We start from the raw sequence: 22,555 nt of genomic DNA, 5'->3' as shown, positions 1-22,555 counted from the left end.
GAGGCAGAGCGATGATGCTGTTGGCGTACGCTCTCGCCCCATTCTCCCTGTCATCGTCCGCGAAGGCGGACGATCCAGTATTCCAGAGGCGGTCGTGATTAAGCCGAGCAGCTGCGGCGTACTGGATGCCCCGCCTTCGCGGGGCATGACACCTTTATTGAGGCGACGCACCGAAACCAGCGCGCGCCGTAACCGGTGACTACCCTCCACCCGGATAGTTCGGGCTCTCGCGCGTGATCGTCACGTCGTGGACGTGGCTTTCGCGCAGGCCGGCGCCGGTGATGCGGACGAACTGGGCCTTCTCGTGCAGCTCCTTCATGTCGCGCGCGCCGACATAGCCCATCGCGGCACGCAAGCCGCCGGCGAGCTGGTGCATGACGTTGCCGACCGGGCCCTTGTAGGGCACCTGCCCCTCGATGCCTTCGGGCACGAGCTTGAGGGTGTCCTTGATGTCCTGCTGGAAGTAGCGATCGGCAGATCCCCGCGCCATCGCACCGACCGAACCCATGCCGCGATAGGCTTTGTAGGAGCGGCCCTGCCACAGAAACACTTCGCCGGGCGTCTCGTCGGTGCCGGCGAGCAGCGAGCCGACCATCGCGATGTCGGCACCGGCGGCGAGCGCCTTGGCGAGATCGCCGGAGAATTTGATGCCGCCGTCGGCGATGACGGGAATGTCCGACTTCTTCGCCGCCTCCACCGCATCCATGATCGCGGTGAGCTGGGGAACGCCGACGCCGGCGACGATGCGGGTGGTGCAGATCGAGCCCGGGCCGATGCCGACCTTGATGCAATCCGCGCCCGCATCGATCAGCGCCTGCGCGCCTTCCGTGGTGGCAACGTTGCCGGCGACGACCTGCACCGAGTTGGACAGGCGCTTGATGCGGTTCACCGCATGCAGCACGTGACGGGAATGGCCATGCGCGGTGTCGACGACGACGAGGTCGACGCCGGCATCGATCAGCCGCTCGGTGCGCTCGAAGCCGCTATCGCCGACCGTGGTGGCGGCGGCAACGCGCAGGCGCCCCTGCGCGTCCTTGCAGGCGAGCGGATGGGCGACCGCCTTTTCCATGTCCTTCACGGTGATGAGGCCGACGCAGCGATATTGATCGTCGACGACGAGCAGCTTCTCGATGCGGTGCTGATGCAGCATCCGACGCGCCTCGTCCTGGCTGACATTCTCACGCACCGTGACGAGATTTTCGTGCGTCATCAGCTCGGAGATCTTCTGCTGACGGTTGGTCGCGAAGCGAACGTCGCGGTTGGTGAGGATGCCGACCAGCTTGCCGGGCGTCGACTTGCCAGCGCCGGTGACGACGGGAATGCCGGAGATGCCGTGATCGCTCATCAGCTTCAGCGCATCGTCGAGCGTGGCGTCGGGGCTGATGGTAAGCGGGTTCACCACCATGCCGGACTCGTAGCGCTTCACCTGCCGGACCTGGGCGGCCTGCCCTTCGGGATCGAAATTGCGATGGATGACGCCGAGGCCGCCGGCCTGCGCCATGGCGATCGCCATGCGGGCCTCGGTGACGGTGTCCATGGCCGAGGCCATGATCGGGATGTTGAGCGGAATGGCGCGGGTGACGCGGGACCGGATATCGACCTCGCCCGGCATGACATCCGACAGGCCCGGCTTCAACAGCACGTCGTCGAACGTGAAGGCTTCGCGAATGCCTTGAAGTTGCACCGTGGCCATCTGCCAACTCCTTCCTGCGGCCCTGCCGCAAATGCTTATGGATGAGCGCCGCCCTCGGCGTACCTTGCGGCAACGCCGGAGAATCGGAGCCCATCGGTGGGGTTGACGCGGGTCGATAGCACGGCTGCGTGACGAATCAAAGCAATTCGGACCGCTGGCCAGCCATGCACAGACTTTTTGCGTTAATCCGGCGGAGACAGCCCATGCGCGACCCAACCGCCGCCATTCCACTCCACGGCGAAGGCGCGAGCCGGAATGCGAGGGGAACGGTCACACCGTTGTTACGCGGGATCTGGGTGCCATGCGTCGATCCGCAGTGGTCCCTGGGGGATGGCGGTGATAAGCCGCGAGTCCGCCCGTTCTTCCGATTTTCATTACCAATCCGTCATGGTCGACAAGCAACGCGTCATTCCGCTGATCGTGGCCACCGCTCTCTTCATGGAGAACATGGATTCCACTGTCATCGCGACCTCGCTGCCCGCGATCGCCGCCGACATCGGCACCAGCCCCCTGACGCTGAAGCTCGCGATCACATCCTACCTGCTGTCGCTGGCGGTGTTCATCCCGGCGAGCGGCTGGACCGCCGACCGCTTCGGCGCGCGCATGGTGTTTGCGATCGCCGTCGGCGTGTTCATGGTAGGCTCCGTCGGCTGCGCGCTCTCGACCTCGGTCACCGATTTCGTGTTCGCGCGCATCCTGCAAGGCATGGGCGGGGCGATGATGACGCCGGTCGGACGCCTCGTGCTGCTGCGCTCGGTCGACAAGAGCGCGCTGGTCAACGCCATGGCCTGGGTGACGGTCCCTGCCCTGATCGGTCCCGTGATCGGCCCGCCGCTCGGCGGCTTCATCACCACCTACGCTTCCTGGCACTGGATCTTCCTGATCAACATTCCGATCGGCCTGCTCGGCATCTTCATGGCGCTGCGCTTCATCGATCCGATCAAGAGCGAGGAACGCGAGCCGTTCGATCTCTACGGCATGGTGCTCGCGGGCATCGGCCTCGCAGGCATCGCATTCGGCCTGTCGGTTGCCGGTCTCAACCTACTTCCGTGGAGCACCGTTGCCGCGTTGATCGCGGGCGGTGCGATCTCGATGACGCTTTATGTCATCCACGCCCGGCGCACGGGGTCTCCGGTGCTTGATTTCTCGCTTCTGAAGCTGCCGACGCTGCGCGCGGCCGTGTTTGGCGGCTTCCTGTTCCGGCTCGGCATCGGCGCGTTGCCGTTCCTGCTGCCGCTGCTGATGCAAATCGGCTTCGGTCTGTCACCGTTCCATTCGGGTCTCGTCACCTTTGCCTCCTCGCTGGGGGCCATGGGCATGAAGACGCTGGCGGCGCGCATCATCCGCACCTTCGGCTTCCGAAACCTGATGACGGTGAACGCGGTCGTCAGCGCCTTCTTCCTCGGCGTCTGCGCCCTGTTCACGGTGACGACGCCGCTGCTCATCATCATGGTGATCCTGGTCGTCGGCGGCTTCTTCCGCTCGCTCGAGTTCACCGCGATCAACACGGTCGCCTATGCCGAAGTCGAGACCGCACAAATGAGCCGTGCGACCACCCTCGTCAGCGTCAACCAGCAACTCGCGGTTTCCGCCGGCGTCGCTGTCGGCGCGGCTTGCGTCGAAACGACGATGTGGTTCAACCATGTCAGCGAGATCGACGCGACCGTGTTCGCCCCTGCATTCCTCGTGGTCGCGCTGACCTCCGCGGCGTCGAGCTGGTTCTTCTGGCAGATGCCAGCCGATGCCGGAAACGAGATCTCCGGCCGCAAGGCGGTGGAGATCGCCAGCCGCAAGGGTGCCGGCAAAGGCGCGGCGAAGGCCGCCGTCAAGGCCGCGAGCGAGGATACGCAGGACGTGCGGGATCAGCGGCTGGGATAGGCCATTGCTTGCGTTTGTAGACGGTCAAGAACACGTTCCCCTACCGTAGCGACCTGTGTGGGGACCAATGTTCCAAGCGCCTATCAGAAGACAAATTAAATACTGCAAGAAAAATTAAATACCGCGATTAAATTTGATTCGACATTAATACAACTTATGATTTAATGACGCCGCCTGCGGAAGGTTCGCGGTGCTGCGGCAACGGAAGCCCTAAGGAAAAGATGATGCAGACCGGCGCCGATAAGGCCCGGCGGCTCGCCCATGCGCTGATGCATGAGGCGGCAGCGCGAAGCGATTGCGCCCTATTGGTCGCGCTTCGCGAAATTTAATCCCGGCGCCGAGTTCTGTTGACCTCATTATTTAATGCTCAAGGGAGGAAAACATGGCGAATACCATTCAAACAAAAAGCCAGGTCGCTCAGCAATTGCTTCGAGCCGACGGAACTCTCGCGGATTCTCACCTGTTCGACTGGATTTCCCTTCTGGACCCCATCAACAGTCTGATCATCGGCAGCAGACACAATGATGTCCTGAGCACGCGCGCCGAGGGCGACATCGTCTTTGGACTTGCCGGCAACGATCATCTGGACAGCGCATTCAACCGGACAGCATTGATCGGCGGCAGCGGCAACGACAATTTGACGACCAATGTCGTCGTCCCGCTGCAGAGCGATACGCCCCTGCACGGACTCGCCATTCAGTTCGGCGGGACAGGCAACGACGATCTCAATGCGACCGTAACCCTTCAAGGTGGGAACGCGCCTCAGAATCCGGAGCAGGTCGCCGATGTGCGGCTCGATGGCGGCAGCGGACACGACACCATCAGCGCCACGGCAAATGTGGCGCTTGCTGTGCTCGCAGATGTGACCGTGCAGACCGATCTGATCGGCGGAAGCGGCAACGATACCATTCACGCCGTCGCCGACGGTCGCAACACCCTCGGAAACAGTATCGCCTTGAACACCGTCGACGCCGGTTCGGGCGATGATCGGGTCACCGCTCATGCCGAAACGGCATTCTCCGCGTTCCACGGCACAGCCAGTAACGTCCTCTTCGGCGGTGCCGGCAACGATGAATTGAATGCCAGCGCCGAGGGCGTATCCAATCAGACCGATCTGGTCACCAATGAGCTGCATGGGGGCCAGGGCGACGACGTCTTGCACGCCTTCAACCTGACCGACTCCAATTCCAGGACTCCGGTGGGCATCAACCAGCTCTGGGGCGATGACGGCAACGACACCCTCGAGGCGATCCACTCCACCGATGGGGAGAACGCCGTCACAGATGTCACGAATTACCTGGATGGCGGGAGAGGCAATGACAATCTGGTCGCAGACTCCACCGCGCTCGGCGGGTTTGTTCACGCACTCAATCAACTCGAGGGAGGCAACGGACGAGACAATCTCACGGCGCACCTCCACGCCGTAGCTCAGGGTGGATTCGGTCCGGAGCAGGCTCTATACGATGTCGCCAACGTTCTGAATGGCGGCGCCGGAGATGACCACCTCACTGCGTTTCTTTGGGCAACTCCTGATCCTGCGGTTACAGACGATTCGACTGCCGAGAACCGCTTGAATGGCGGCGCTGGACACGATGTGCTTGCCGCAACCGTTGCGCCGGGTTCGCTCGGATCGAGCTTCCTTGCTGGCGGTACAGGCAACGATCAACTCACGGTGTTTGGCGGGTCGGGAAACGTCCTCGATGGAGGCGACGGCAACGACACGCTCGTAAGCGGTCTCGGGAACGATGGCATGTTTGGCGGATGTGGCGCGGATACATTCGTCTTTGCCGCCCAGAACGGACATGACACGGCTGTTTTCGAACAGGGCCGGGACAAAATCGATCTGACGGGCCTGGCCGCGAATGACATCCACGGTCTTGACGACTTGAGCATCGAAGTGACCGGGGGAAACACCATCATTCACTTCGATGCAAATAACGACCTCACGATCGCAGCCGTCGTGAATTTCAACGCGCAGGATTTCTTGTTCGCCTAGCCGGTCCTGTCCGACTCGCTCCTCGTAGCGCCACGAAAGCCCGTCGCCAGCACGTAGCGCTCCGAGGAATCCTGCCGGCTCGCCGCCGGCTTGACGTGGCGTACCGTGGCGAAATCGCGCTTGAGCTGCGCCAGAAGCTCGGCATCGGCGCCGCTCTGGAACGTTTTCGCCAGGAACGTGCCGCCGGGCTTGAGCACGTCGCAAGCGAACGCGGCCGCGGTCTCGACCAGGCCGACGATCCGGAGTTGGTCGGTCTTGCGGTGACCGGTGGTATTGGCGGCCATGTCGGACATCACGACGTCGGCCCCGCCGCCCAGCATCGCGGTGAGCTTCGCTGGCGCGTCGTTTTCCATGAAGTCCAGCTGGGCGAAATCGACGCCGGGAATCTCCGGCATTTCCAACAGATCGATCGCAACGACCTTGCCCTTGCCGTCCGCGGAGCCGACGCGCTTGGCCGCGATCTGGCTCCAGCCCCCCGGTGCGGCGCCAAGGTCGACCACCGCCATGCCGGGTTTCAGCAAATGATACTTGTCGTCGATCTCAAGGAGCTTGAACGCCGCGCGCGAGCGATAGCCCGCCGCCTTGGCTTTGGCGACATAGGGATCGTTGAGTTGCCGCTCCAGCCAGAGCTTGGACGAGAGCTTGCGCTTGCCGCCGGTCTTGACCTGGACGTGCAAGCGGCCGGTGGTGTCCTTGGCCATCTCACCAGCTCCTGAGCGCGCCGTCCTCGCGCATCATCTCGACCAGCATGCCTTCGCGCAGGCCCCGGTCGGCGACGCGCAGGCGCGGCAGCGGGAAGGCTCGGCGGATGGCATCGAGGATGGCGCAGCCGGCCAGCACGAGGTCGGCACGCTCGACGCTGATGCAGCTGTTGTTCGCGCGTTCCTCATAGCTCATGCCGAGCAGCTTGTTGATGGTCGCGGTGATGTCGGCATCGTCCAACCAGATGCTGTCGATGCGGCGACGGTCGTAGCGCGCAAGGTTGAGATGGATGCCGGCGAGCGTCGTGACCGTGCCCGACGTGCCGAGCAGATGCATGCCGGCGAGGTCGCTGCCGTGTTCCTCCGCGAACGGCGCGACGTGGCTCGCGACCTCGCGCTCCATCGCCGCATAGATCTCCGGCGTCACGTCGCGGCCGCCGAACTGCTCGGCAAGCGTGACCACGCCGTACGGGATCGACATCCAGGCCTTGATGCGTGGTGCGGGATTTTGCGGATCGCGCTCGATCCGCACCAGCTCGGTCGAGCCGCCGCCGATGTCGAACAGGATCGCACCTCGTCCCCTCGGGTCGACCAGCGGCGAGCAGCCGAGCACGGCGAGCGCCGCCTCGGTCTCACGGTCGATCACCTCGAGCTCGATCCCGGTCTCGGCCGCGACGCGGCTGCGGAAACCTTCCGCATTCGAGGCCGCGCGGCAGGCTTCGGTCGCGATCAGCCGCAGCCGCCGCGCCCTTCGCAGGTTGATCTTGTCGCGGCAGATGCTGAGCGCTGCGATGGCGCGCTCGATCGCGGCGTCGCTGATGCAGCCCGTCGCCGAGACACCCTCACCGAGCCGGATGATGCGCGAGAAGGAATCAACCACGCGAAAGCCGTCGTGAGTCGGACAGGCGATCAGCAGCCGGCAATTATTGGTGCCGAGGTCCAGCGCCGCATAGACGCCGGTTCCCGGCGCCTGTGCGGGGACGGCCGTTCCGGTGGCCAATGCCACCGCCGCCATCGACCCCTCCAGCTCACCGTGCAGCCCATGGCCGTCGCGGAGCCGCGTGTGGTCATTCATACAAACTGTCTTTCCGCGGCCCAATGGGCCGATCTGGAATTGCTTTTTCGCCTCAAACATTAGCAGCGCGGCAGGCCTGCGCAACAACGCATCACATAGGACCATGCCCATTCGTGCGTTGTCGTGAACGGGGCCGTGGGTTATCTGAACAGTGTCCGGTCCTCCGCTGCCGCGAAAATGCGCAAATGCCGGCTTTTCAGGTCATTCTCCATGCAAGAACACGCCAAATCGTCCACGCTCGAAAATGCTATTGCACTGCAAAAATACGGCGTCGGACAGCCCGTCCGCCGCAAGGAGGACGACACGCTGGTGCGCGGCAAGGGCCGCTATACCGACGATTTCAACCTGCCCGGCCAGGCCTATGCCGTGATCGTCCGCTCGACCCATGCCCACGGCATCATCCGCGGCATCGGCATTGATGCCGCCAAGGCGATGCCGGGCGTGCTGGGGGTGTGGACCGGCAAGGATCTCGATGCCGCCGGCTACGGCCCCTTCACCTGCGGCCTGCCGCTGAAGAGCCGCGACGGCTCGCCCCTGCTCCAGACCAACCGCCAGCCGCTCGCGACCGACAAGGTCCGCTTCGTCGGCGATCCCGTCGCCTTCGTGGTCGCACAAACGCTGGCGCAGGCGCGCGACGCTGCCGAAGCGGTCGAACTCGACATCGAACCTCTGCCGGCGGTGACCGATCCCGAGGAAGCCGCCAAGCCCGGTGCGCCGCAGCTTTACGACCACATCCCGAACAACGTCGCGCTCGACTACCACTATGGCGACATGGACAAGGTCGACGCGGCCTTCGCGAACGCCGCTCATGTGACCAAGCTCGACATCGAGAACACCCGCGTCGCCGTGGTCTCGATGGAGCCGCGGGTGGGCCTTGCCTCCTATGACAAGAAGACCGAGCGCTACACGCTTCAGGTGCCGACGCAAGGGGTCGCCGGCAACCGCGCCAACCTCGCCAAGAACCTGAAAGTGCCGAACGAGAAGGTGCGCATCCTCACCGCCAATGTCGGCGGCTCCTTCGGCATGAAGAACATCAACTACCCCGAATACATGTGCATCCTGTACGCGGCGAAAGAACTGGGACGGCCGGTGAAGTGGCTCGACGAGCGCTCCACCAGCTTCCTCTCCGACAGCCACGGCCGTGCGCAGAAGATCCACGCCGAACTCGCGCTGGATGCCGAGGGCCATTTCCTGGCGGCAAAACTGTCCGGCTACGGCAATCTCGGCGCCTACATCACCGGCGTCGCGCCCGGGCCGCTCTCGCTCAACACCGGCAAGAATTTCTCCAGCGTCTATCGCACCCCGTTGATGGGCGTCGACATCAAGGTGGTGCTGACCAACACCACGCTGATGGGCGCCTATCGCGGCGCCGGCCGGCCCGAGGCCAACTACTACATGGAACGGCTGATCGACCGCGCCGCCGACGAGATGGGCATCAATCGCCTCACCTTGCGCAAGCGCAATTTCATCAAGCCGAACCAGATCCCGTTCCAGGCCTCCTCCGGCGTCACCTATGACAGCGGCGACTTCCAGGCCGTGTTCAACAAGGCGCTCGAGATCTCCGACCATGAGAACTTCGCCAAGCGCAAGAAGGAGAGCAAGAAGGCCGGCAAGCTGCGCGGCATCGCGGTGGGCTCCTATCTCGAGGTCACGGCGCCGCCGAGCCCGGAGCTCGGCAAGATCGTGTTCGATCCCGATGGCACCGTGCAGCTGATCACCGGCACGCTCGACTACGGCCAGGGTCATGCGACGCCGTTCGCGCAGGTGCTGTGCGAGCAGCTCGGCGTGCCCTTCGAGAGCGTCAAGCTCGTACAGGGCGACAGCGACATCGTGCACACCGGCAACGGCACCGGCGGATCGCGCTCGATCATGGCGAGCGGCCAGGCCATCGTCGGAGCTGCAAAGCTCGTCATCGAGAAGGGCAAGCGCGCAGCCGCGCATATGCTCGAAGCGTCCGAGGCCGACATCGAGTTCGCCGATGGCAGCTTCACGATCGCCGGCACCGACCGCAGCATCGACATCATGGAGCTCGCGAAGAAGCTGCATGACGGCAAGGTGCCGGACGGCGTGCCCGACTCGCTGGATGTCGATCACACCAGCGAACCGATCGCTTCGGCGTTCCCGAACGGTTGCCATGTCGCCGAGGTCGAGATCGATCCGGAGACCGGCGTGGTGCAGATCGTGCGCTACAGCGCGGTCAACGATTTCGGCACGGTGATCAACCCGATGCTGGTCGCGGGCCAGCTGCATGGCGGCGTCGTGCAGGGCATCGGCCAGGCGCTGATGGAGCACGTCCGCTACGACGAAAGCGGCCAGCCGATCACGGGCTCACTGATGGACTACGCCCTGCCCCGCGCCGAGGACGTGCCGAACATGACCGTCGGCGACCACCCGGTACCGGCCACGACCAATCCGCTCGGCAGCAAGGGCTGCGGCGAAGCCGGCTGTGCCGGCAGCCTGTCGACGGTGGTGAACGCCGTGATCGATGCGCTGTCCGACTACGGCATCAAGCACATCGACATGCCGCTGACCCCGGAGCGCGTGTGGCGCGCGATCCAGGATGCGAAGCAAAAGGCGGCGTAGGTTGTTGTTCACCTCGCCCCGCTTGCGGGGAGAGGTCGAATCCGGAGCGCAGCGAGGCTTCGGGTGAGGGGGACTCTCCGCGAGTCCAGCTTTCACCGTATTTGCGGAAGCTCCCCCTCACCCGGCGCTTCGCGCCGACCTCTCCCCGCAAGCGGGGCGAGGTGAAGAGACTACGCCGCCGCCTGCTCGCGCGGCTGATAGATCGCGGTGTGCTGGCAGTGCGCGATCGGCGTCGTGCCGTTGGCGACGACCAGCGCGTCGAGTTCGACGAAGCGATGGCCCTTCTTCTCGTAATTCGCGGTGACCTTCGCCCGCGCGGTGATCTCGTCGCCGACGCGTGCGGCCGACAACAGCTGCATGCGGCTGCCGACGTGGATCCACGGGCCCAGGATCGTGTTGTCGACCAGCACGCGGTTCATCACGCGCTGGATCAGGCCGGGATGGCCGAGGTCTTCGCGCGTGAAGATCGGGTCGGTCTCCCTGATGTCGGCGAGATAATCCGTTGCGTCCTGCCCGGCCCATCGTCGGGGCGTCGTTCCCAGCCATTTGCCTGTTTCGAACGTCGCAGGGCTGACCGGCTTGCGCTCGGCCACCGCGGGGACCGCGACATAGTCACTCAATGACACGGCGGGCGCCTGCTCCGGCAGCGACGCCGTGCCGGTCGCGCAAAGCTCGGTGCGGCTGAACACCTCGATCGTGAGCAAGCCGTTGTGCTCGGTGGCATCGACATCGGCCGCCTCGCCGTCATAGACCGGCTTGATGAAACGGGCCTCGATCAGTCCCCGGCTGAGGAAATCGCGGCCCCAGCGCGCCACTGGCAAGTGCATCATATAGGCAAAAACGTCGACGCCCGGGACCAGCCCGCCGGAGAAGCCGAAGCGGCGCGCCACATTGTCGTCATGCATCTTGTTTTCGGATTGTTTGGCGGTGTTGTAGGCTTGGACACGGTAGGTTTCGAGCCGGTTCGGCATGGGCCTCTTCCCTGTTTTCTTGTTGTTCAGGAGCGATCGTAGGGCCTGAGGAACCAGGGTCAATCCCCTCGCCTTTAGGGCCCGAATGGGGTACCACGCGGCGAATGACTGACATCCCCACCCGCATCTATGTCGACGCCGACGCCTGTCCGGTGAAGGACGAGATCTACCGTGTCGCGCTCCGGCACGGCGTACCCGTGAGCGTCGTCGCCGGCAATTTCATTCGCGTGCCGCAGGACCCGTTGATCGAGCGGATCGCCGCGGGTGCCGGCATGGACGCAGCGGACGATTGGATCGCGGAGCGCGCCAGGCCCGGCGACGTCGTCGTGACATCGGACATTCCGCTGGCGAGCCGCTGCGTGAAGGCGGGCGCCGATGTGATCGCGCCGAACGGAAAGCCGTTCACGGAAGAGTCGATCGGGATGACGCTGGCGGTGCGCAACCTCATGACGGATCTGCGCTCGGCCGGCGAGGTCACCGGCGGGCCGCGATCGTTCGCGCCGCGCGACCGCTCCGCCTTCCTCTCGGCGCTCGACCAGACGCTGCGCCGGATCCAGCGCCGCCGCGCCGATCAGGCCGCAACAAGTCAGGGCTGATCATGGCGCCGCCGCTGATCCAACTGAAAGACATCAGGCTGACCTTTGGCGGCACGCCGCTCCTGAACGGCGTCGAGCTCAACGTCGCGCCCGGCGAGCGCGTCTGCCTGATCGGCCGCAACGGCTCGGGCAAGTCGACGCTGCTGAGGATCGCCGCCGGCATTGTCGAACCCGACGGCGGCACCCGCTTCGTGCAGCCGGGCGCTACGTTACGCTACCTGCCACAGGAACCGGACTTCGGCGAGCACAAGACCACGCTCGCCTACGTCGAGGCGGGTCTCGCGCCCGGCGACGACCAGCACCAGGCGCGCTACCTCCTGGAGCAGCTTGGCCTCACCGGCGAGGAAAACCCGCAGAATCTCTCCGGCGGCGAAGCGCGCCGCGCGGCGCTTGCCTGCGTGCTGGCCCCCTCGCCCGACATTCTGCTGCTGGACGAGCCGACCAACCATCTCGATCTCTCCACCATCGAGTGGCTGGAGAAGGAGCTCGACAGCCGCCGCAGCGCGCTGGTGCTGATCAGCCACGACCGCCGCTTCCTCACCAATCTCTCGCGCTCCACCGCCTGGCTCGACCGCGGCAGGATCAAGCAGATCGACCGTGGCTTTGCCTCGTTCGAGAGCTGGCGCGACGAGGTGCTGGCCGAGGAAGAGCGCGACCAGCACAAGCTCGACCGCAAGATCGTCGACGAGGAGCACTGGCTGCGCCACGGCGTGTCCGGTCGGCGCAAGCGCAACGTCAAGCGGCTCGCCAATCTGCATGCCTTGCGCGACCAGCGCCGCGATTATCGCGGCACCGCCGGCAATGCCAATCTCGCAGCCGCGGAAGCCGAGCAGTCCGGCAAGCTGGTGATCGAGGCGAAGGGCATCACCAAGGCCTATGGCGAGCGCAAGATCGTCGAGAACTTCTCCACCCGCATCCAGCGCGGCGACCGGCTCGGCATCATCGGCCCCAACGGCGCCGGCAAGACCACGCTGGTCAATTTGCTCACTGGTGGCATGCAGCCGGATTCCGGAACGATACGTCTCGGCGCCAATCTGGAGACGGCGACGCTCGACCAGCACCGCGAAAGCCTCGATCCGAAGTCGACGCTGGCGGAAGCCCTCACCGGCGGCCGCGGCGACCAGATCATGGTCGGCGGCAAGCCGAAGCATGTCGTCGGCTACATGAAGGACTTCCTGTTCGCACAGGAGCAGCGCGGCACGCCGGTGGAGGTACTCTCCGGCGGCGAGCGCGGCCGGCTGATGCTGGCACGCGCACTGGCAAAGCCGTCGAACCTGCTGGTGCTGGACGAGCCGACCAACGATCTCGACCTCGAGACCCTCGACGTGCTCGAAGACATGCTCGGCGACTACGAGGGCACGGTCATCCTGATCAGCCACGACCGCGATTTCCTCGACCGCGTCGTCACCTCCGTGATCGCGCCGGAGGGCAACGGCAAATGGGTCGAATATGCCGGCGGCTACAGCGACATGCTGGCGCAACGCGGCGCCGACCTGAAGCGCGAGACGGCAAAGGTGCAAGCCCCGGCGGAGAAGAAAGAAGAGCGCTCCGCTGCTGCGGCCGCGTCCGCGCCGAAACGGAAGCTGAGCTTCAACGAGAAGCACGCGCTGGAGACGCTGCCGAAGAAGATGGAAACGCTGCAGGCCGACATCGCCAGGCTGCAACGCGTGCTGGACGATCCCAACCTCTACGCCAAGGATCGCAAGAAGTTCGACGATACGTCGGCCGCGATCGCCAAGGCGCACGAAGAACTGTCCGCTGCCGAAGAGCGCTGGCTCGAACTCGAAATGCTCCGTGAAGAGATAGAACAGGCTTGAACCGTAGGATGGGTAGAGCGCAGCGAAACCCATCGACACCTGCCGGGTTGCCGCAAATGATGGGTTTCGCTGCGCTCTACCCATCCTACAGGACCGAACATAGAGACATCTCATGACCACGCCCCTCGCCGCAAAAATCGCCCGTGAATACGGCACGCCCTGCGCCGTCATCGACATGGATAGAGTCGAGCGCAACATCGCGCGGATCCAGAAGGCTTGCGACGACGCCGGGGTCGCCAACCGTCCCCACATCAAGACGCACAAGAACCCGACCATCGCCAAGATGCAGGTCGCGGCCGGCGCCAAGGGCATCACCTGCCAGAAGCTCGGCGAAGCCGAGATCATGGCCAACGCCGGCATCGACGACATCCTGATCAGCTACAATCTGCTCGGCGAGGAGAAGATGGCGCGGCTCGGGGCGCTGCAGGCGAAAGCCAACATGACGGTCGCCGCCGACAATTCGACCGTCGTTGCGGGGCTGCCCAAGGCCGCGGCCGCATCGGGGCGCCCGCTCTCGGTCGTGGTGGAATGCGACACGGGCCGCAAGCGAGCCGGCGTCGAGACGCCGGCCGAGGCGGTTGCGCTGGCGCGTGAGATCGCGGCCTCGAAGGGACTCGAGTTCGCAGGATTCATGATGTACCCGACCGAAACCGGCTGGGCCGACGCGCAGAAATTTTACGACGAGGCACTGGCCGGCGTACGCGCGCACGGTCTGGATGCGAAGATCGTCTCGACCGGCGGCACGCCGAACCTGAAGAATCTCGGCAAGCTCAAGGGAGGCACCGAGCATCGATTCGGCACCTATATCTACAACGACCGCATGCAGGTCGCCGCCGGCGTTGCCAGCTGGGACGATTGCGCGCTGCACATCTATTCGACTGTGGTGAGCCGAGCCGCGCCCGAGCGCGGTATCCTCGACGCCGGCTCGAAGACGCTGACGTCAGATACCGGCGGCCTCGATGGCCACGGCCTGATCCTCGAGCACCCCGAAGCCAAGATCGCGAAATTCGCCGAGGAGCACGGCTTCCTCGACCTCTCACGCAGCAACACCCGGCCCAATGTCGGCGACGTCGTCCGCATCGTGCCGAACCATGTCTGCGTCGTCGTCAACATGATGGACGAAGTGGTGATGGTGCGCGGCGAGGAGATCATCGGCACGCTGCCGGTGGCGGCGCGGGGGAAGTTGCGGTAGGCATCGCTCTGGCAGGGTGGGTTAGCCGAAGGCGTAACCCACCACTTCTCTCGATGCAGATACAGACGTGTTGGGTTACGCTTCGCTAACCCACCCTACGACCTGGCGAGCCACGCCAGCACCCCCCTGCCCGCAGCAGCGCCCGTGGCGAACGAGGCCTGCAGCAGGTAGCCGCCGGTCGGGGCTTCCCAGTCCAGCATCTCCCCGGCGGCGAACACGCCCGGCAGCTTGCGCAGCATGAAGCGGTCGTCCAGCTCGTCGAAAGCTATCCCGCCCGCGGTCGAGATCGCCCGCTCGATCGCAGCGACGCCGGTTAGCTGAACCGGAATGGCGTTGATCAGGCGTGCGAGCTCGGCCGGCGAGAACGACGCCAGCGGCCGGCCCGATGCGATGGCGGCCTCCTGCATCAGGCCGATGCCGACGGGCGACAATTGCGCCGCCTTGCGCAGGAAGTTGGCGAGCGACTGCTTGCCGCGCGTCCCCGATAGCCGCGTGGCGAGCGCAGTAGTGTCGAGTTCGGGCCGCAGCGCGATCATCAGCGTCGCCATCCCGAGATCCAGCACCGCCTCACGCAATTCCGCCGACAGCGCATAGATCGCGCCACCTTCGATACCGCAGCGGGTGATCATCGCCTCACCGCGCACCGTGTGTGCTCCGATCGTCAGCGCCACGCCCTTGAGCGGCTGGCCCTCAAAGCGCTCCCGGAAGACGTCGGACCATGCAACCGTGAAGCCGGAATTGGCGGGCCTCAGCCTCGAGATGGCAATGCCCTTTGCCGCGAGCATATCGACCCAGCCGCCGTCGGATCCGAGCCGCGGCCAGCTTGCGCCGCCGAGGGCGAGCACCACTGCCCTGGCCTCGGTGGAACGTTGGCCGCCGCTGGTGCGAAACAGCAATCGGCCGTGCTCGCCCGAGCCAATCCAGCGATGACGAAACGCGAAGCGCACGCCGCTGGCATCAAGCCGCCGCAGCCACGCGCGCAGCAAGGGCGAAGCCTTGAATGCCTTTGGAAACACGCGCCCGCTGGTGCCGACGAAGGTCGGCTCGCCCAGCGCCTCGCTCCAGGCGCGCAACGCGTCCGGCGGAAACGCGTCGATGGCGGCTTTCAGATTGGGCGCGGCCTCGCGGTAGCGCGTCATGAATTGCGGCAGCGGTTCGCTGTGGGTGAGATTGAGCCCGCCGCGGCCGGCCATCAGGAACTTGCGGCCCGCGGACGGCATCGCGTCGTAGACGGTGACGCGGGCGCCACTCTGCGCCAGCACCTCCGCCGCCATCAGCCCGGCGGGGCCGGCGCCGATGACGGCGACGGCCGTCAGAGCTTGATCCCCGCCCGTGCCGCGGCTTGCGCCACGTATTTCTGCGTCTGCTCGAACGCACCCGTTAGCGCCTTCGCCTTCGACATGTCGCTGATCTCGGCGAAATGCGCGGCGACCGCGTCCGGCGTCCACTCGGACTCCGGCAGGTTGATGCCTTCGCTCTCCAGAATCTTGATCACCGCGAAGGAGCCGGCCCCGGCGCCCATGATGGTGCGTGTGGGCGCGTCCTCGCTCAGCATGTACTCGACCGCCGGAGTGATCGCGTTCGGCTTCATCAGCTGCAATGCCTGCGGCGGCAGCAGCTCTTCCGTCATGCGGGTCGCCGCGGTCGGCGAGATGATGTTGACGCGGATGTTGTTCTTGCGGCCTTCTTCGGCGAGCACGTTCATCAGGCCGACCATGCCCGACTTCGCCGCACCGTAATTGGCCTGACCGAAATTGCCGTAGAGACCGGAGGACGAGGTGGTCAGAACGATGCGGCCGTAATTGCGGTCGCGCATGCCGGCCCAGGCCGCCTTGCAGCAATAGAAGGTGCCGACGAGATGCACGTCGAGCACCTTCTGGAAATCGGCGGCTTCCATCTTGCCGAACGACTTGTCGCGCAGGATGCCGGCATTGGCGCACATCAGGTCGACGCTACCCCATTCCTTGGTGGCGCGCTCGACCATGGCGGTGACCTGCTCGAAATTCGAGACGTCGGCGCCGTCGGCCATCGCGGTGCCGCCGGCCTTTCGAATCTCCTCGACCACGGCTTCGGCCGGCGACAGCGAGCCGCCGGTGCCGTCGCGCGCGCCGCCGAAATCGTTGACCACGACCTTGGCGCCGCGGCTGGCCAATCCCAGCGCATGCGCACGTCCCAGACCATTGCCCGCGCCGGTGACGATGGCGACGCGTCCGTCGAACCTGATTGCCATGAGTGCGATCCTGCTTCTTCTTCCTTCTCCCCTTGCGGGAGAAGGTGGCATAGGCGGCCTACGGCCGCCGTACCCAAAATGGACGCCGACGCGTAGCGTCGGCTACGGCGCCGGATGAGGGGTATCTCGCGGCAGCCGAGTTCGTGGATGGATACCCCTCACCCGGCTTCGCGTTCCGCGAAGCCACCCTCTCCCACAAGGGGAGAGGGCGAGAGCGCTCCGCGCGAGACTTGGACGACTTTTGACCAGCGATGGGTTGCCGGGTCAAGCCCGGCAACGACGGTTGGCCTCAGGCAAAATAGATCAACCCCAGCCACTCCGCGACCAGCGCGGGCTTGTCCTCGCCTTCGATCTCGACCGTGACGTTGGTGCGGGACTGCAACTCGTTGGGCTTGCGGAGCTTGGCTTCGGCCAGCACGAAGCGGCCGCGGACGCGCTTGCCAGAGCGCACCGGCGAGATGAAACGCAGCTTGTCGAAGCCGTAGTTCACACCCATCGTGGTGCCCGCGATCACGGGCATCACCTCATAGGACATGATCGACATCAGCGACATCGTCAGGAAGCCGTGCGCAATCGTCGTGCCGAACGCGGTCTCTTTCTTCGCCCTTTCAGGATCGACGTGAATGAATTGGTGGTCCTCGATCACGTCGGCATAGGTGTCGATGCGGGGTTGGTCGATCAGGTGCCATGAGGACACGCCGATCTCCTTGCCGACCATAGCCTGATAGGCCTGAAGCGTAATCGGCGGCTTCTTCCAGACTTCGTTCATTGATAGCTCCTGGTGCCGTCATTCCGGGGCGATGCGGAACATCGAGCCCGGAATCCATCGCGCCGCCGAGCGTGTTGCGAAATGGATTCCGGGCTCGCGCTTCGCGCGCCCCGGAATGACGAGATCTTTCTTAACTTTCCCCCCTGGCTTTCGGCAACTCCGGAAACTCCTCCTCACGGAATTCCCGGCCGCGCAGCGGATCGTCGCGATCGCCGTCGCGTTCCAGCCGTCGTAGCTGGACGCGACGAATTTTTCCAGAGATCGTCTTTGGCAGCTCGGTGACGATTTCGAGACGGCGGATGCGCTTGAATGGCGCGAGGCGCGCGTGCAGATGCTTGAAGATGGAGAGCGCGGTCTCGGGTGAACGCTCCGCACCCGACGTCAGCAGCACGAAGGCCTTGGGAATGGCGAGCCGGATCGGGTCCGGGCTCGGCACCACGGCGGCCTCCGCAACCAGCTCATGTTCGAGCAGCACGCTCTCCAGTTCGAACGGGCTTATGCGGTAATCCGACGATTTGAACACGTCGTCGGAGCGGCCGACGAAGGTGAGATAGCCCTCGTCGTCTTCGAAGACGACGTCGCCGCTGCGGTAGAGCTCGCCTTCCGCGCCGGACAGTTTGCCATCGTCGCTTTGATAACCCTGCATCAGGCCCGCCGGGCGCTCAGTCCCGAGCACCAGCGTCACCTCGCCTTCCTTCGCCGGGTTCCCGTCGGCGTCGCTGATCTGGACGCGATAGCCCGGCAGCGGCCGGCCCATCGAGCCGACCTTGATCTTCTGGCCCGGCGAGTTGCCGGCGAGCGCGGTGGTCTCCGTCTGGCCGTATCCGTCACGGATGGTGAGGCCCCAGGCCGCCCGCACCTGGTCGATCACTTCGGGGTTCAGTGGTTCGCCGGCGCCGCAGACCTCGCGCAAGGCCACCTTGAACGATGCAAGGTTCTCCTGGATGAACAGCCGCCATACCGTCGGCGGCGCGCACAACGTGGTGACGCCGCAGCGGCCGATGGTGGCGAGCAGCGCCTTGGCATCGAAGCGCGGCTGGTTGACCACGAACACGGTCGCGCCCGCGTTCCACGGCGCGAAAAAACAGCTCCAGGCGTGCTTGGCCCAACCGGGTGAAGAGATGTTGAGATGGATGTCACCGGGCTTCAGCCCGATCCAGTACATGGTCGAGAGATGGCCGACCGGATAGCTGCGCTGGCTGTGGCGGACGAGTTTAGGCTTCGCCGTCGTGCCCGAGGTGAAATAAAGCAGCATCGGATCGTCGGCGTTGGTCAGGCCATCCGGCGTGAAGCCCTCCGGCATTTTGGCCGCCTCGTCATAGGCAAGCCAGCCGTTGGAAGCCGCGCCGACCACGATGCGCACGACATTCTCGGTGCCAAGGCTCGCGAATTTAGCGACCTGATCCTCGGCGGCCACCACCGCTTTCGCCTTGCCGCGATCGAGCCGGTCCCGAAGTTCGTCAGCGGTGAGCAGCGTGGTCGCGGGAATGACGACGACGCCGAGCTTCATCGCCGCCAGCATGGTCTCCCACAGCGGAACGACGTTGCCGAGCAGCAGCAGGAGATGATCGCCACGCTTCAAGCCCTGCGCGCGAAGGAAGTTGGCGACCTGGTTCGAGCGCTTCGAAAGGGCCGAGAAGGTAAGCTTGGTCTGCCGGTCCTGCGCGGCATCGACGATCCAGAGCGCAGGCCGGTCCTTGGCTTCCGCACTCGCGGCCAGCTCGGCGTCGAACCAGTCGAGCGCCCAGTTGAAGGGCACAGGATCAGGCCAGCGGAATCCTTTGACCGCTGCCTCGTAGTCCGTGCGGTGCTCTAGTAATAACGCGCGCGCTTCCTGGAATGTCGTCATCAAGCTTTCCCGGCCAGACCCCTAACGTGCTTGATAATTCCGGAAAAATCCACCCCGCCCTGGCCGGCTGCGTCGAACGATTGATAGATCTCCTGCGCATGTTTGCCGAGCGGCGTCGCCGCGCCTGCGGCCTTCGCCGCATCCTGCGCCAGCGTCAGATCCTTTACCATCAGCGCCGAGGCGAAGCCCGGCTTGTAGTCGTTGTTCGCCGGCGAGGTCGGCACCGGGCCCGGCACCGGGCAATAGGTCGTCAGGGACCAGCACTGGCCCGACGAGGTCGAGGCGACGTCGAACAGCGCCTGGTGCGAGAGGCCAAGCTTCTCACCGAGCGCGAAGGCTTCGCTCACCGCAATCATGGAGATGCCGAGGATCATGTTGTTGCAGATCTTGGCAGCCTGCCCCGCGCCGGCGCCGCCGCAATGCACGATCTTCTTGCCCATGCTTTCGAGGACCGGCTTGGCGGCTGCGAACGCCTTCTCCTCGCCGCCGCACATGAAGGTGAGCGTCGCGCCCTTGGCGCCGCCGGTCCCGCCGGAGACCGGCGCATCGACCGAGAGCACGCCGTGCTCGGCGGCCAGCGCGTGCGCCTGCCGCGCGCTCTCGACATCGATGGTGGAGCTATCGATGATCAGCGCGCCCTTGGTCATGGCTGGAACGACTTCGTTCCAGACGCCGAGCACGTGCTTGCCGGCCGGCAGCATGGTGACGACGACATCGGCGCCCTTCACCGCGCCCGCGGCGCTCTCGGCGATGCTGGCGCCATCGGCCCTGGCCTGATTGCGGGAGGCGTCCACGAGGTCGAACGCCACCACCTTGTGGCCGGCCTTGACCAGGTTGGCGGCCATCGGGCCGCCCATGTTGCCGAGACCGATGAATGCGATCGTGGCCATTTTCGTTTCCTCCGCTGTAGCGTTGTTAGTTGAACTTCAATTCTTCGGCGCCGATCTCCGCGAGATACCGCGCAAGCATCTCCGGCGTCACATCCTCGATCCGCGGCGGCGACCAGATCGGATTGCGGTCCTTGTCGATCACGGCGGCACGGACGCCCTCGCGGAAATCGTCGCTGCGGAAGACTTCCAGCGCGGCGCGGTATTCGCGCACCAGGCACTCTTCCAGACTCGATGCGCTGCGCGCCAGCCGCAACAGTTTCAGCGTCACCACCATGCCGCGCGGCGACTTTTCGTTGAGCGTCTTGAGCGTGGCCAGCGCAAATTCTGAACCGTCGCGCTGGAGCGCAGCGAAGATGTCTTCCATGCGGTCGAAACCGAACAGCGCGTCGATCGCCGCCTGCCTCGCGGCGACCGGTCCTGCAGCCTCGCCGGTGCTAAAGCCATTGATGAGCTTGCTGACATCGGCGGCGGTCACGCCCTTCGGAACCTTTGTCAGCGCCTCGCGCAATTCCGGCCATTTGGCCGCCGGTACCACGGCGTCCGCGAACTTCGCGTGGATCGCGTCCGGGCCGTTCATGGTCTGGCCGGTCAGGCCGAAATAAGTGCCGATCTCGCCGGGGGAGCGCGACAACAACCAGGTGCCGCCGACATCAGGGAAGAAGCCAAGCCCGACTTCGGGCATCGCCAGCTTGGTGCGGTCTGTTACAACACGATGGCTGGCGTGGCCTGAGAGACCAACGCCGCCGCCCATCACGAGACCATCCATGAACGCGACATATGGCTTCGGATACTTCGCGATCCGCGCATTCATGATGTATTCTTGGCGCCAGAACCGCGCGCCGAGATCGCCGCCCTCGCGCGAGCTCTCCCAGAGGCCGCGGATGTCGCCGCCGGCGCAGAGACCGCGTTCGCCCGCGCCTTCCAGGATGATCACCGCGACTTCGGGATCGGTCTCGAACCGGTCCAGCGCCGCGTCGATGCCGATGGACATTTCCAGCGTCATGGCGTTGAGCGCCTTCGGCCGGTTGAGCCGGATCACGCCCGCCGCGCCCTCGCGGCGAACGATCAGATCGCCCTCTTCCACCGAACTCATCGCGCGCCCTCGATCAGTTTGCGCGCCACGATGAGCCGCATGATTTCATTGGTGCCTTCGAGGATCTGATGCACGCGCAGATCGCGCACGATCTTCTCGATTCCGTATTCGCTGAGATAGCCGTAGCCGCCGTGAAGCTGGAGCGCATGATTGGCGACCTCGAAACCGACATCGGTGCCGAAGCGTTTTGCCATCGCGCACAGCATGGTGGCGTCGGGGTCTTTCCGGTCGAGCGCCGCCGCAGCACGCCACAGAAAGGTGCGCGCGGCCTCCAACTCGATCGCCATGTCGGCGAGACGGAATTGCAGCGCCTGGAATTCGTCGAGCCGCTTTCCGAACGCCTTGCGCTCCTTCATGTAGCTGCGCGCCTTGTCGAGCGCGGTCTGCGCACCCCCGAGCGAGCAGGCCGTGATGTTGAGGCGGCCTCCGTCGAGGCCGGCCATCGCGATCTTGAAGCCGACGCCCTCCTCGCCGAGGCGATTGGCCACCGGCACGCGGGCGTTCTCGAACATCACCGCGCGGGTCGGCTGTGCGTTCCAGCCCATCTTGCGCTCATTGGCGCCGAAGGAGACGCCCGGCGTCTTGCCGTCAATGACGAGGGTCGAGATGCCGCCGGGGCCGTCGCCACCGGTGCGCACCATCGCAACCAGCAGATCGGTGCCCCCCGCGCCCGAGATGAACTGCTTCTGGCCGTTGAGAACGTAGTGGTCGCCCTCGCGCGCCGCGCGGGTGCGCAGCGCCGCCGCGTCCGAGCCGGCGCCCGGCTCAGTCAGGCAATAGCTCGCGATCAGCTCCATGGTGCAGAGCTTCGGCAGCCATGTGTGGCGCTGGGTGTCGCTGCCGAAGGCATCGATCATCCAGCTCGCCATGTTGTGGATGGATATGAAGGCCGACGTGGTCGGGCAGCCCGTCGCCAGTGCCTCGAAGATCAACGCCGCGTCGAACCGCGACATCGCGGATCCCCCGACATCGTCGCGGATATAGATGCCGCCCATGCCGAGCGTGGCGGCCTCACGCATGACGTCGACGGGGAAATGCTTCTCCTCGTCCCAGCGCAGCGCATGCGGCGCGATCTTCTCCGCAGCGAACGCCAGCGCCATGTCGCGGATTGCGATCTGATCCTCGTTCAGAACGAACTGCATGTCGTCGCCTATCGCTGTTGTCCCTTCGTCATTGCGAGCGCAGCGAAGCAATCCAGCATCCCTCCGCAGAGACAGTCTGG

Annotated in this window: 16 protein-coding genes and 1 pseudogene; 6 read left to right on the top strand and 11 right to left on the bottom strand. The window is 65.1% G+C overall.

The genetic code is table 11. The features are described from left to right. Positions 1-199: 199 nt before the first annotated feature. Entirely contained in the window at positions 200-1,693 is a 1,494-nt protein-coding gene (guaB, locus tag AX729_RS21925; protein ID WP_061026445.1) for an IMP dehydrogenase, read from the bottom strand. Positions 1,694-2,080: 387 nt separating this feature from the next. On the opposite strand from guaB, the gene AX729_RS21920 reads away from it, so the two are divergent. Further along, on the top strand, positions 2,081-3,571 hold the full coding sequence (locus tag AX729_RS21920; protein WP_061026444.1) for a DHA2 family efflux MFS transporter permease subunit: 1,491 nt from the start codon (positions 2,081-2,083) through the stop codon (positions 3,569-3,571). A gap of 382 nt (positions 3,572-3,953) precedes the next feature. Next, complete coding sequence (locus AX729_RS21915) at positions 3,954-5,567, top strand: calcium-binding protein (protein WP_156457139.1); 1,614 nt, start codon at positions 3,954-3,956, stop codon at positions 5,565-5,567. Here the strand turns inward: AX729_RS21915 and AX729_RS21910 are convergent. Together AX729_RS21910 and AX729_RS21905 are read right to left on the bottom strand one after the other, a co-directional pair. Then, entirely contained in the window at positions 5,564-6,268 is a 705-nt protein-coding gene (locus AX729_RS21910; RefSeq protein WP_061026442.1) for an RlmE family RNA methyltransferase, read from the bottom strand. The genes AX729_RS21915 and AX729_RS21910 overlap by 4 nt on opposite strands. Before the next feature lies 1 nt (position 6,269). Then, positions 6,270-7,343: a Ppx/GppA phosphatase family protein gene (locus tag AX729_RS21905; RefSeq protein ID WP_061026441.1), complete on the bottom strand. Its 1,074-nt coding sequence runs from the start codon at positions 7,341-7,343 to the stop codon at positions 6,270-6,272. 210 nt (positions 7,344-7,553) lie between these two features. Between AX729_RS21905 and AX729_RS21900 the strand changes: the two genes are divergently transcribed. Beyond that, the gene (locus AX729_RS21900) at positions 7,554-9,926 is read left to right on the top strand and encodes a xanthine dehydrogenase family protein molybdopterin-binding subunit (RefSeq protein ID WP_061026440.1); all 2,373 of its coding nucleotides are present in this window, start codon (positions 7,554-7,556) and stop codon (positions 9,924-9,926) included. 170 nt (positions 9,927-10,096) lie between these two features. Here AX729_RS21900 and AX729_RS21895 read toward each other — a convergent pair whose 3' ends face one another. Further along, positions 10,097-10,897 carry a hypothetical protein gene (locus AX729_RS21895; RefSeq protein ID WP_061026439.1) on the bottom strand — a complete coding sequence of 267 codons (801 nt, stop codon included), beginning with the start codon at positions 10,895-10,897 and terminating at the stop codon, positions 10,097-10,099. Between the two features lie 104 nt (positions 10,898-11,001). On the opposite strand from AX729_RS21895, the gene AX729_RS21890 reads away from it, so the two are divergent. The 3 genes from AX729_RS21890 (at position 11,002) to AX729_RS21880 (ending at position 14,502) form a co-directional block, all read left to right on the top strand. Then, a complete protein-coding gene (locus tag AX729_RS21890; RefSeq protein ID WP_061026438.1) occupies positions 11,002-11,493 on the top strand; it encodes a YaiI/YqxD family protein in 492 nt (163 codons plus the stop codon). A 2-nt stretch (positions 11,494-11,495) separates the two neighbouring features. Then, positions 11,496-13,310: an ABC-F family ATP-binding cassette domain-containing protein gene (locus AX729_RS21885; RefSeq protein WP_061026437.1), complete on the top strand. Its 1,815-nt coding sequence runs from the start codon at positions 11,496-11,498 to the stop codon at positions 13,308-13,310. A 112-nt stretch (positions 13,311-13,422) separates the two neighbouring features. Continuing rightward, entirely contained in the window at positions 13,423-14,502 is a 1,080-nt protein-coding gene (locus AX729_RS21880) for a D-TA family PLP-dependent enzyme (protein ID WP_061026436.1), read from the top strand. Positions 14,503-14,597: 95 nt separating this feature from the next. Here the strand turns inward: AX729_RS21880 and AX729_RS21875 are convergent, their stop codons facing one another. The 7 genes and pseudogenes from AX729_RS21875 to AX729_RS21845 all read right to left on the bottom strand — a co-directional run bounded on the left by AX729_RS21875 (position 14,598) and on the right by AX729_RS21845 (position 22,475). Continuing rightward, entirely contained in the window at positions 14,598-15,818 is a 1,221-nt protein-coding gene (locus tag AX729_RS21875) for a BaiN/RdsA family NAD(P)/FAD-dependent oxidoreductase (RefSeq protein ID WP_082770503.1), read from the bottom strand. Beyond that, positions 15,815-16,732 carry an SDR family NAD(P)-dependent oxidoreductase gene (locus AX729_RS21870; RefSeq protein WP_061026434.1) on the bottom strand — a complete coding sequence of 306 codons (918 nt, stop codon included), beginning with the start codon at positions 16,730-16,732 and terminating at the stop codon, positions 15,815-15,817. Before AX729_RS21870 ends, AX729_RS21875 begins: the two co-directional genes overlap by 4 nt. 289 nt (positions 16,733-17,021) lie before the next feature. After that, on the bottom strand, positions 17,022-17,501 hold the full coding sequence (locus tag AX729_RS21865) for a MaoC family dehydratase (protein WP_061026433.1): 480 nt from the start codon (positions 17,499-17,501) through the stop codon (positions 17,022-17,024). A gap of 130 nt (positions 17,502-17,631) precedes the next feature. Continuing rightward, positions 17,632-19,350: an AMP-binding protein gene (locus AX729_RS21860; RefSeq protein ID WP_061026507.1), complete on the bottom strand. Its 1,719-nt coding sequence runs from the start codon at positions 19,348-19,350 to the stop codon at positions 17,632-17,634. After that, positions 19,350-20,252 (bottom strand): annotated as a pseudogene (gene mmsB, locus AX729_RS21855) (3-hydroxyisobutyrate dehydrogenase); the annotation flags it as partial. The gene AX729_RS21860 and the pseudogene mmsB, both read right to left, overlap by 1 nt. A 13-nt stretch (positions 20,253-20,265) precedes the next feature. After that, complete coding sequence (locus tag AX729_RS21850; RefSeq protein ID WP_061026431.1) at positions 20,266-21,333, bottom strand: enoyl-CoA hydratase/isomerase family protein; 1,068 nt, start codon at positions 21,331-21,333, stop codon at positions 20,266-20,268. Continuing rightward, on the bottom strand, positions 21,330-22,475 hold the full coding sequence (locus AX729_RS21845; protein ID WP_061026430.1) for an acyl-CoA dehydrogenase family protein: 1,146 nt from the start codon (positions 22,473-22,475) through the stop codon (positions 21,330-21,332). The genes AX729_RS21850 and AX729_RS21845 overlap by 4 nt, the downstream gene beginning before the upstream one ends. Positions 22,476-22,555 lie beyond the last annotated feature (80 nt).

The sequence above is a fragment of the Bradyrhizobium sp. CCH5-F6 genome, from assembly GCF_001556045.1.
Lineage (GTDB): Bacteria > Pseudomonadota > Alphaproteobacteria > Rhizobiales > Xanthobacteraceae > Bradyrhizobium.
This window is presented reverse-complemented; position numbering and strand designations above follow the sequence as displayed.

What these genes read in the sequence shown, in the direction of transcription:
- guaB (WP_061026445.1), bottom strand. Translation starts at nt 1,693, where the DNA reads ATGGCCACGGTGCAACTTCAAGGCATTCGCGAAGCCTTCACGTTCGAC.
- AX729_RS21920 (WP_061026444.1), top strand. Translation starts at nt 2,081, where the DNA reads ATGGTCGACAAGCAACGCGTCATTCCGCTGATCGTGGCCACCGCTCTC.
- AX729_RS21915 (WP_156457139.1), top strand. Translation starts at nt 3,954, where the DNA reads ATGGCGAATACCATTCAAACAAAAAGCCAGGTCGCTCAGCAATTGCTT.
- AX729_RS21910 (WP_061026442.1), bottom strand. Translation starts at nt 6,268, where the DNA reads ATGGCCAAGGACACCACCGGCCGCTTGCACGTCCAGGTCAAGACCGGC.
- AX729_RS21905 (WP_061026441.1), bottom strand. Translation starts at nt 7,343, where the DNA reads ATGAATGACCACACGCGGCTCCGCGACGGCCATGGGCTGCACGGTGAG.
- AX729_RS21900 (WP_061026440.1), top strand. Translation starts at nt 7,554, where the DNA reads ATGCAAGAACACGCCAAATCGTCCACGCTCGAAAATGCTATTGCACTG.
- AX729_RS21895 (WP_061026439.1), bottom strand. Translation starts at nt 10,897, where the DNA reads ATGCCGAACCGGCTCGAAACCTACCGTGTCCAAGCCTACAACACCGCC.
- AX729_RS21890 (WP_061026438.1), top strand. Translation starts at nt 11,002, where the DNA reads ATGACTGACATCCCCACCCGCATCTATGTCGACGCCGACGCCTGTCCG.
- AX729_RS21885 (WP_061026437.1), top strand. Translation starts at nt 11,496, where the DNA reads ATGGCGCCGCCGCTGATCCAACTGAAAGACATCAGGCTGACCTTTGGC.
- AX729_RS21880 (WP_061026436.1), top strand. Translation starts at nt 13,423, where the DNA reads ATGACCACGCCCCTCGCCGCAAAAATCGCCCGTGAATACGGCACGCCC.
- AX729_RS21870 (WP_061026434.1), bottom strand. Translation starts at nt 16,732, where the DNA reads ATGGCAATCAGGTTCGACGGACGCGTCGCCATCGTCACCGGCGCGGGC.
- AX729_RS21865 (WP_061026433.1), bottom strand. Translation starts at nt 17,501, where the DNA reads ATGAACGAAGTCTGGAAGAAGCCGCCGATTACGCTTCAGGCCTATCAG.
- AX729_RS21860 (WP_061026507.1), bottom strand. Translation starts at nt 19,350, where the DNA reads ATGACGACATTCCAGGAAGCGCGCGCGTTATTACTAGAGCACCGCACG.
- AX729_RS21850 (WP_061026431.1), bottom strand. Translation starts at nt 21,333, where the DNA reads ATGAGTTCGGTGGAAGAGGGCGATCTGATCGTTCGCCGCGAGGGCGCG.
- AX729_RS21845 (WP_061026430.1), bottom strand. Translation starts at nt 22,475, where the DNA reads ATGCAGTTCGTTCTGAACGAGGATCAGATCGCAATCCGCGACATGGCG.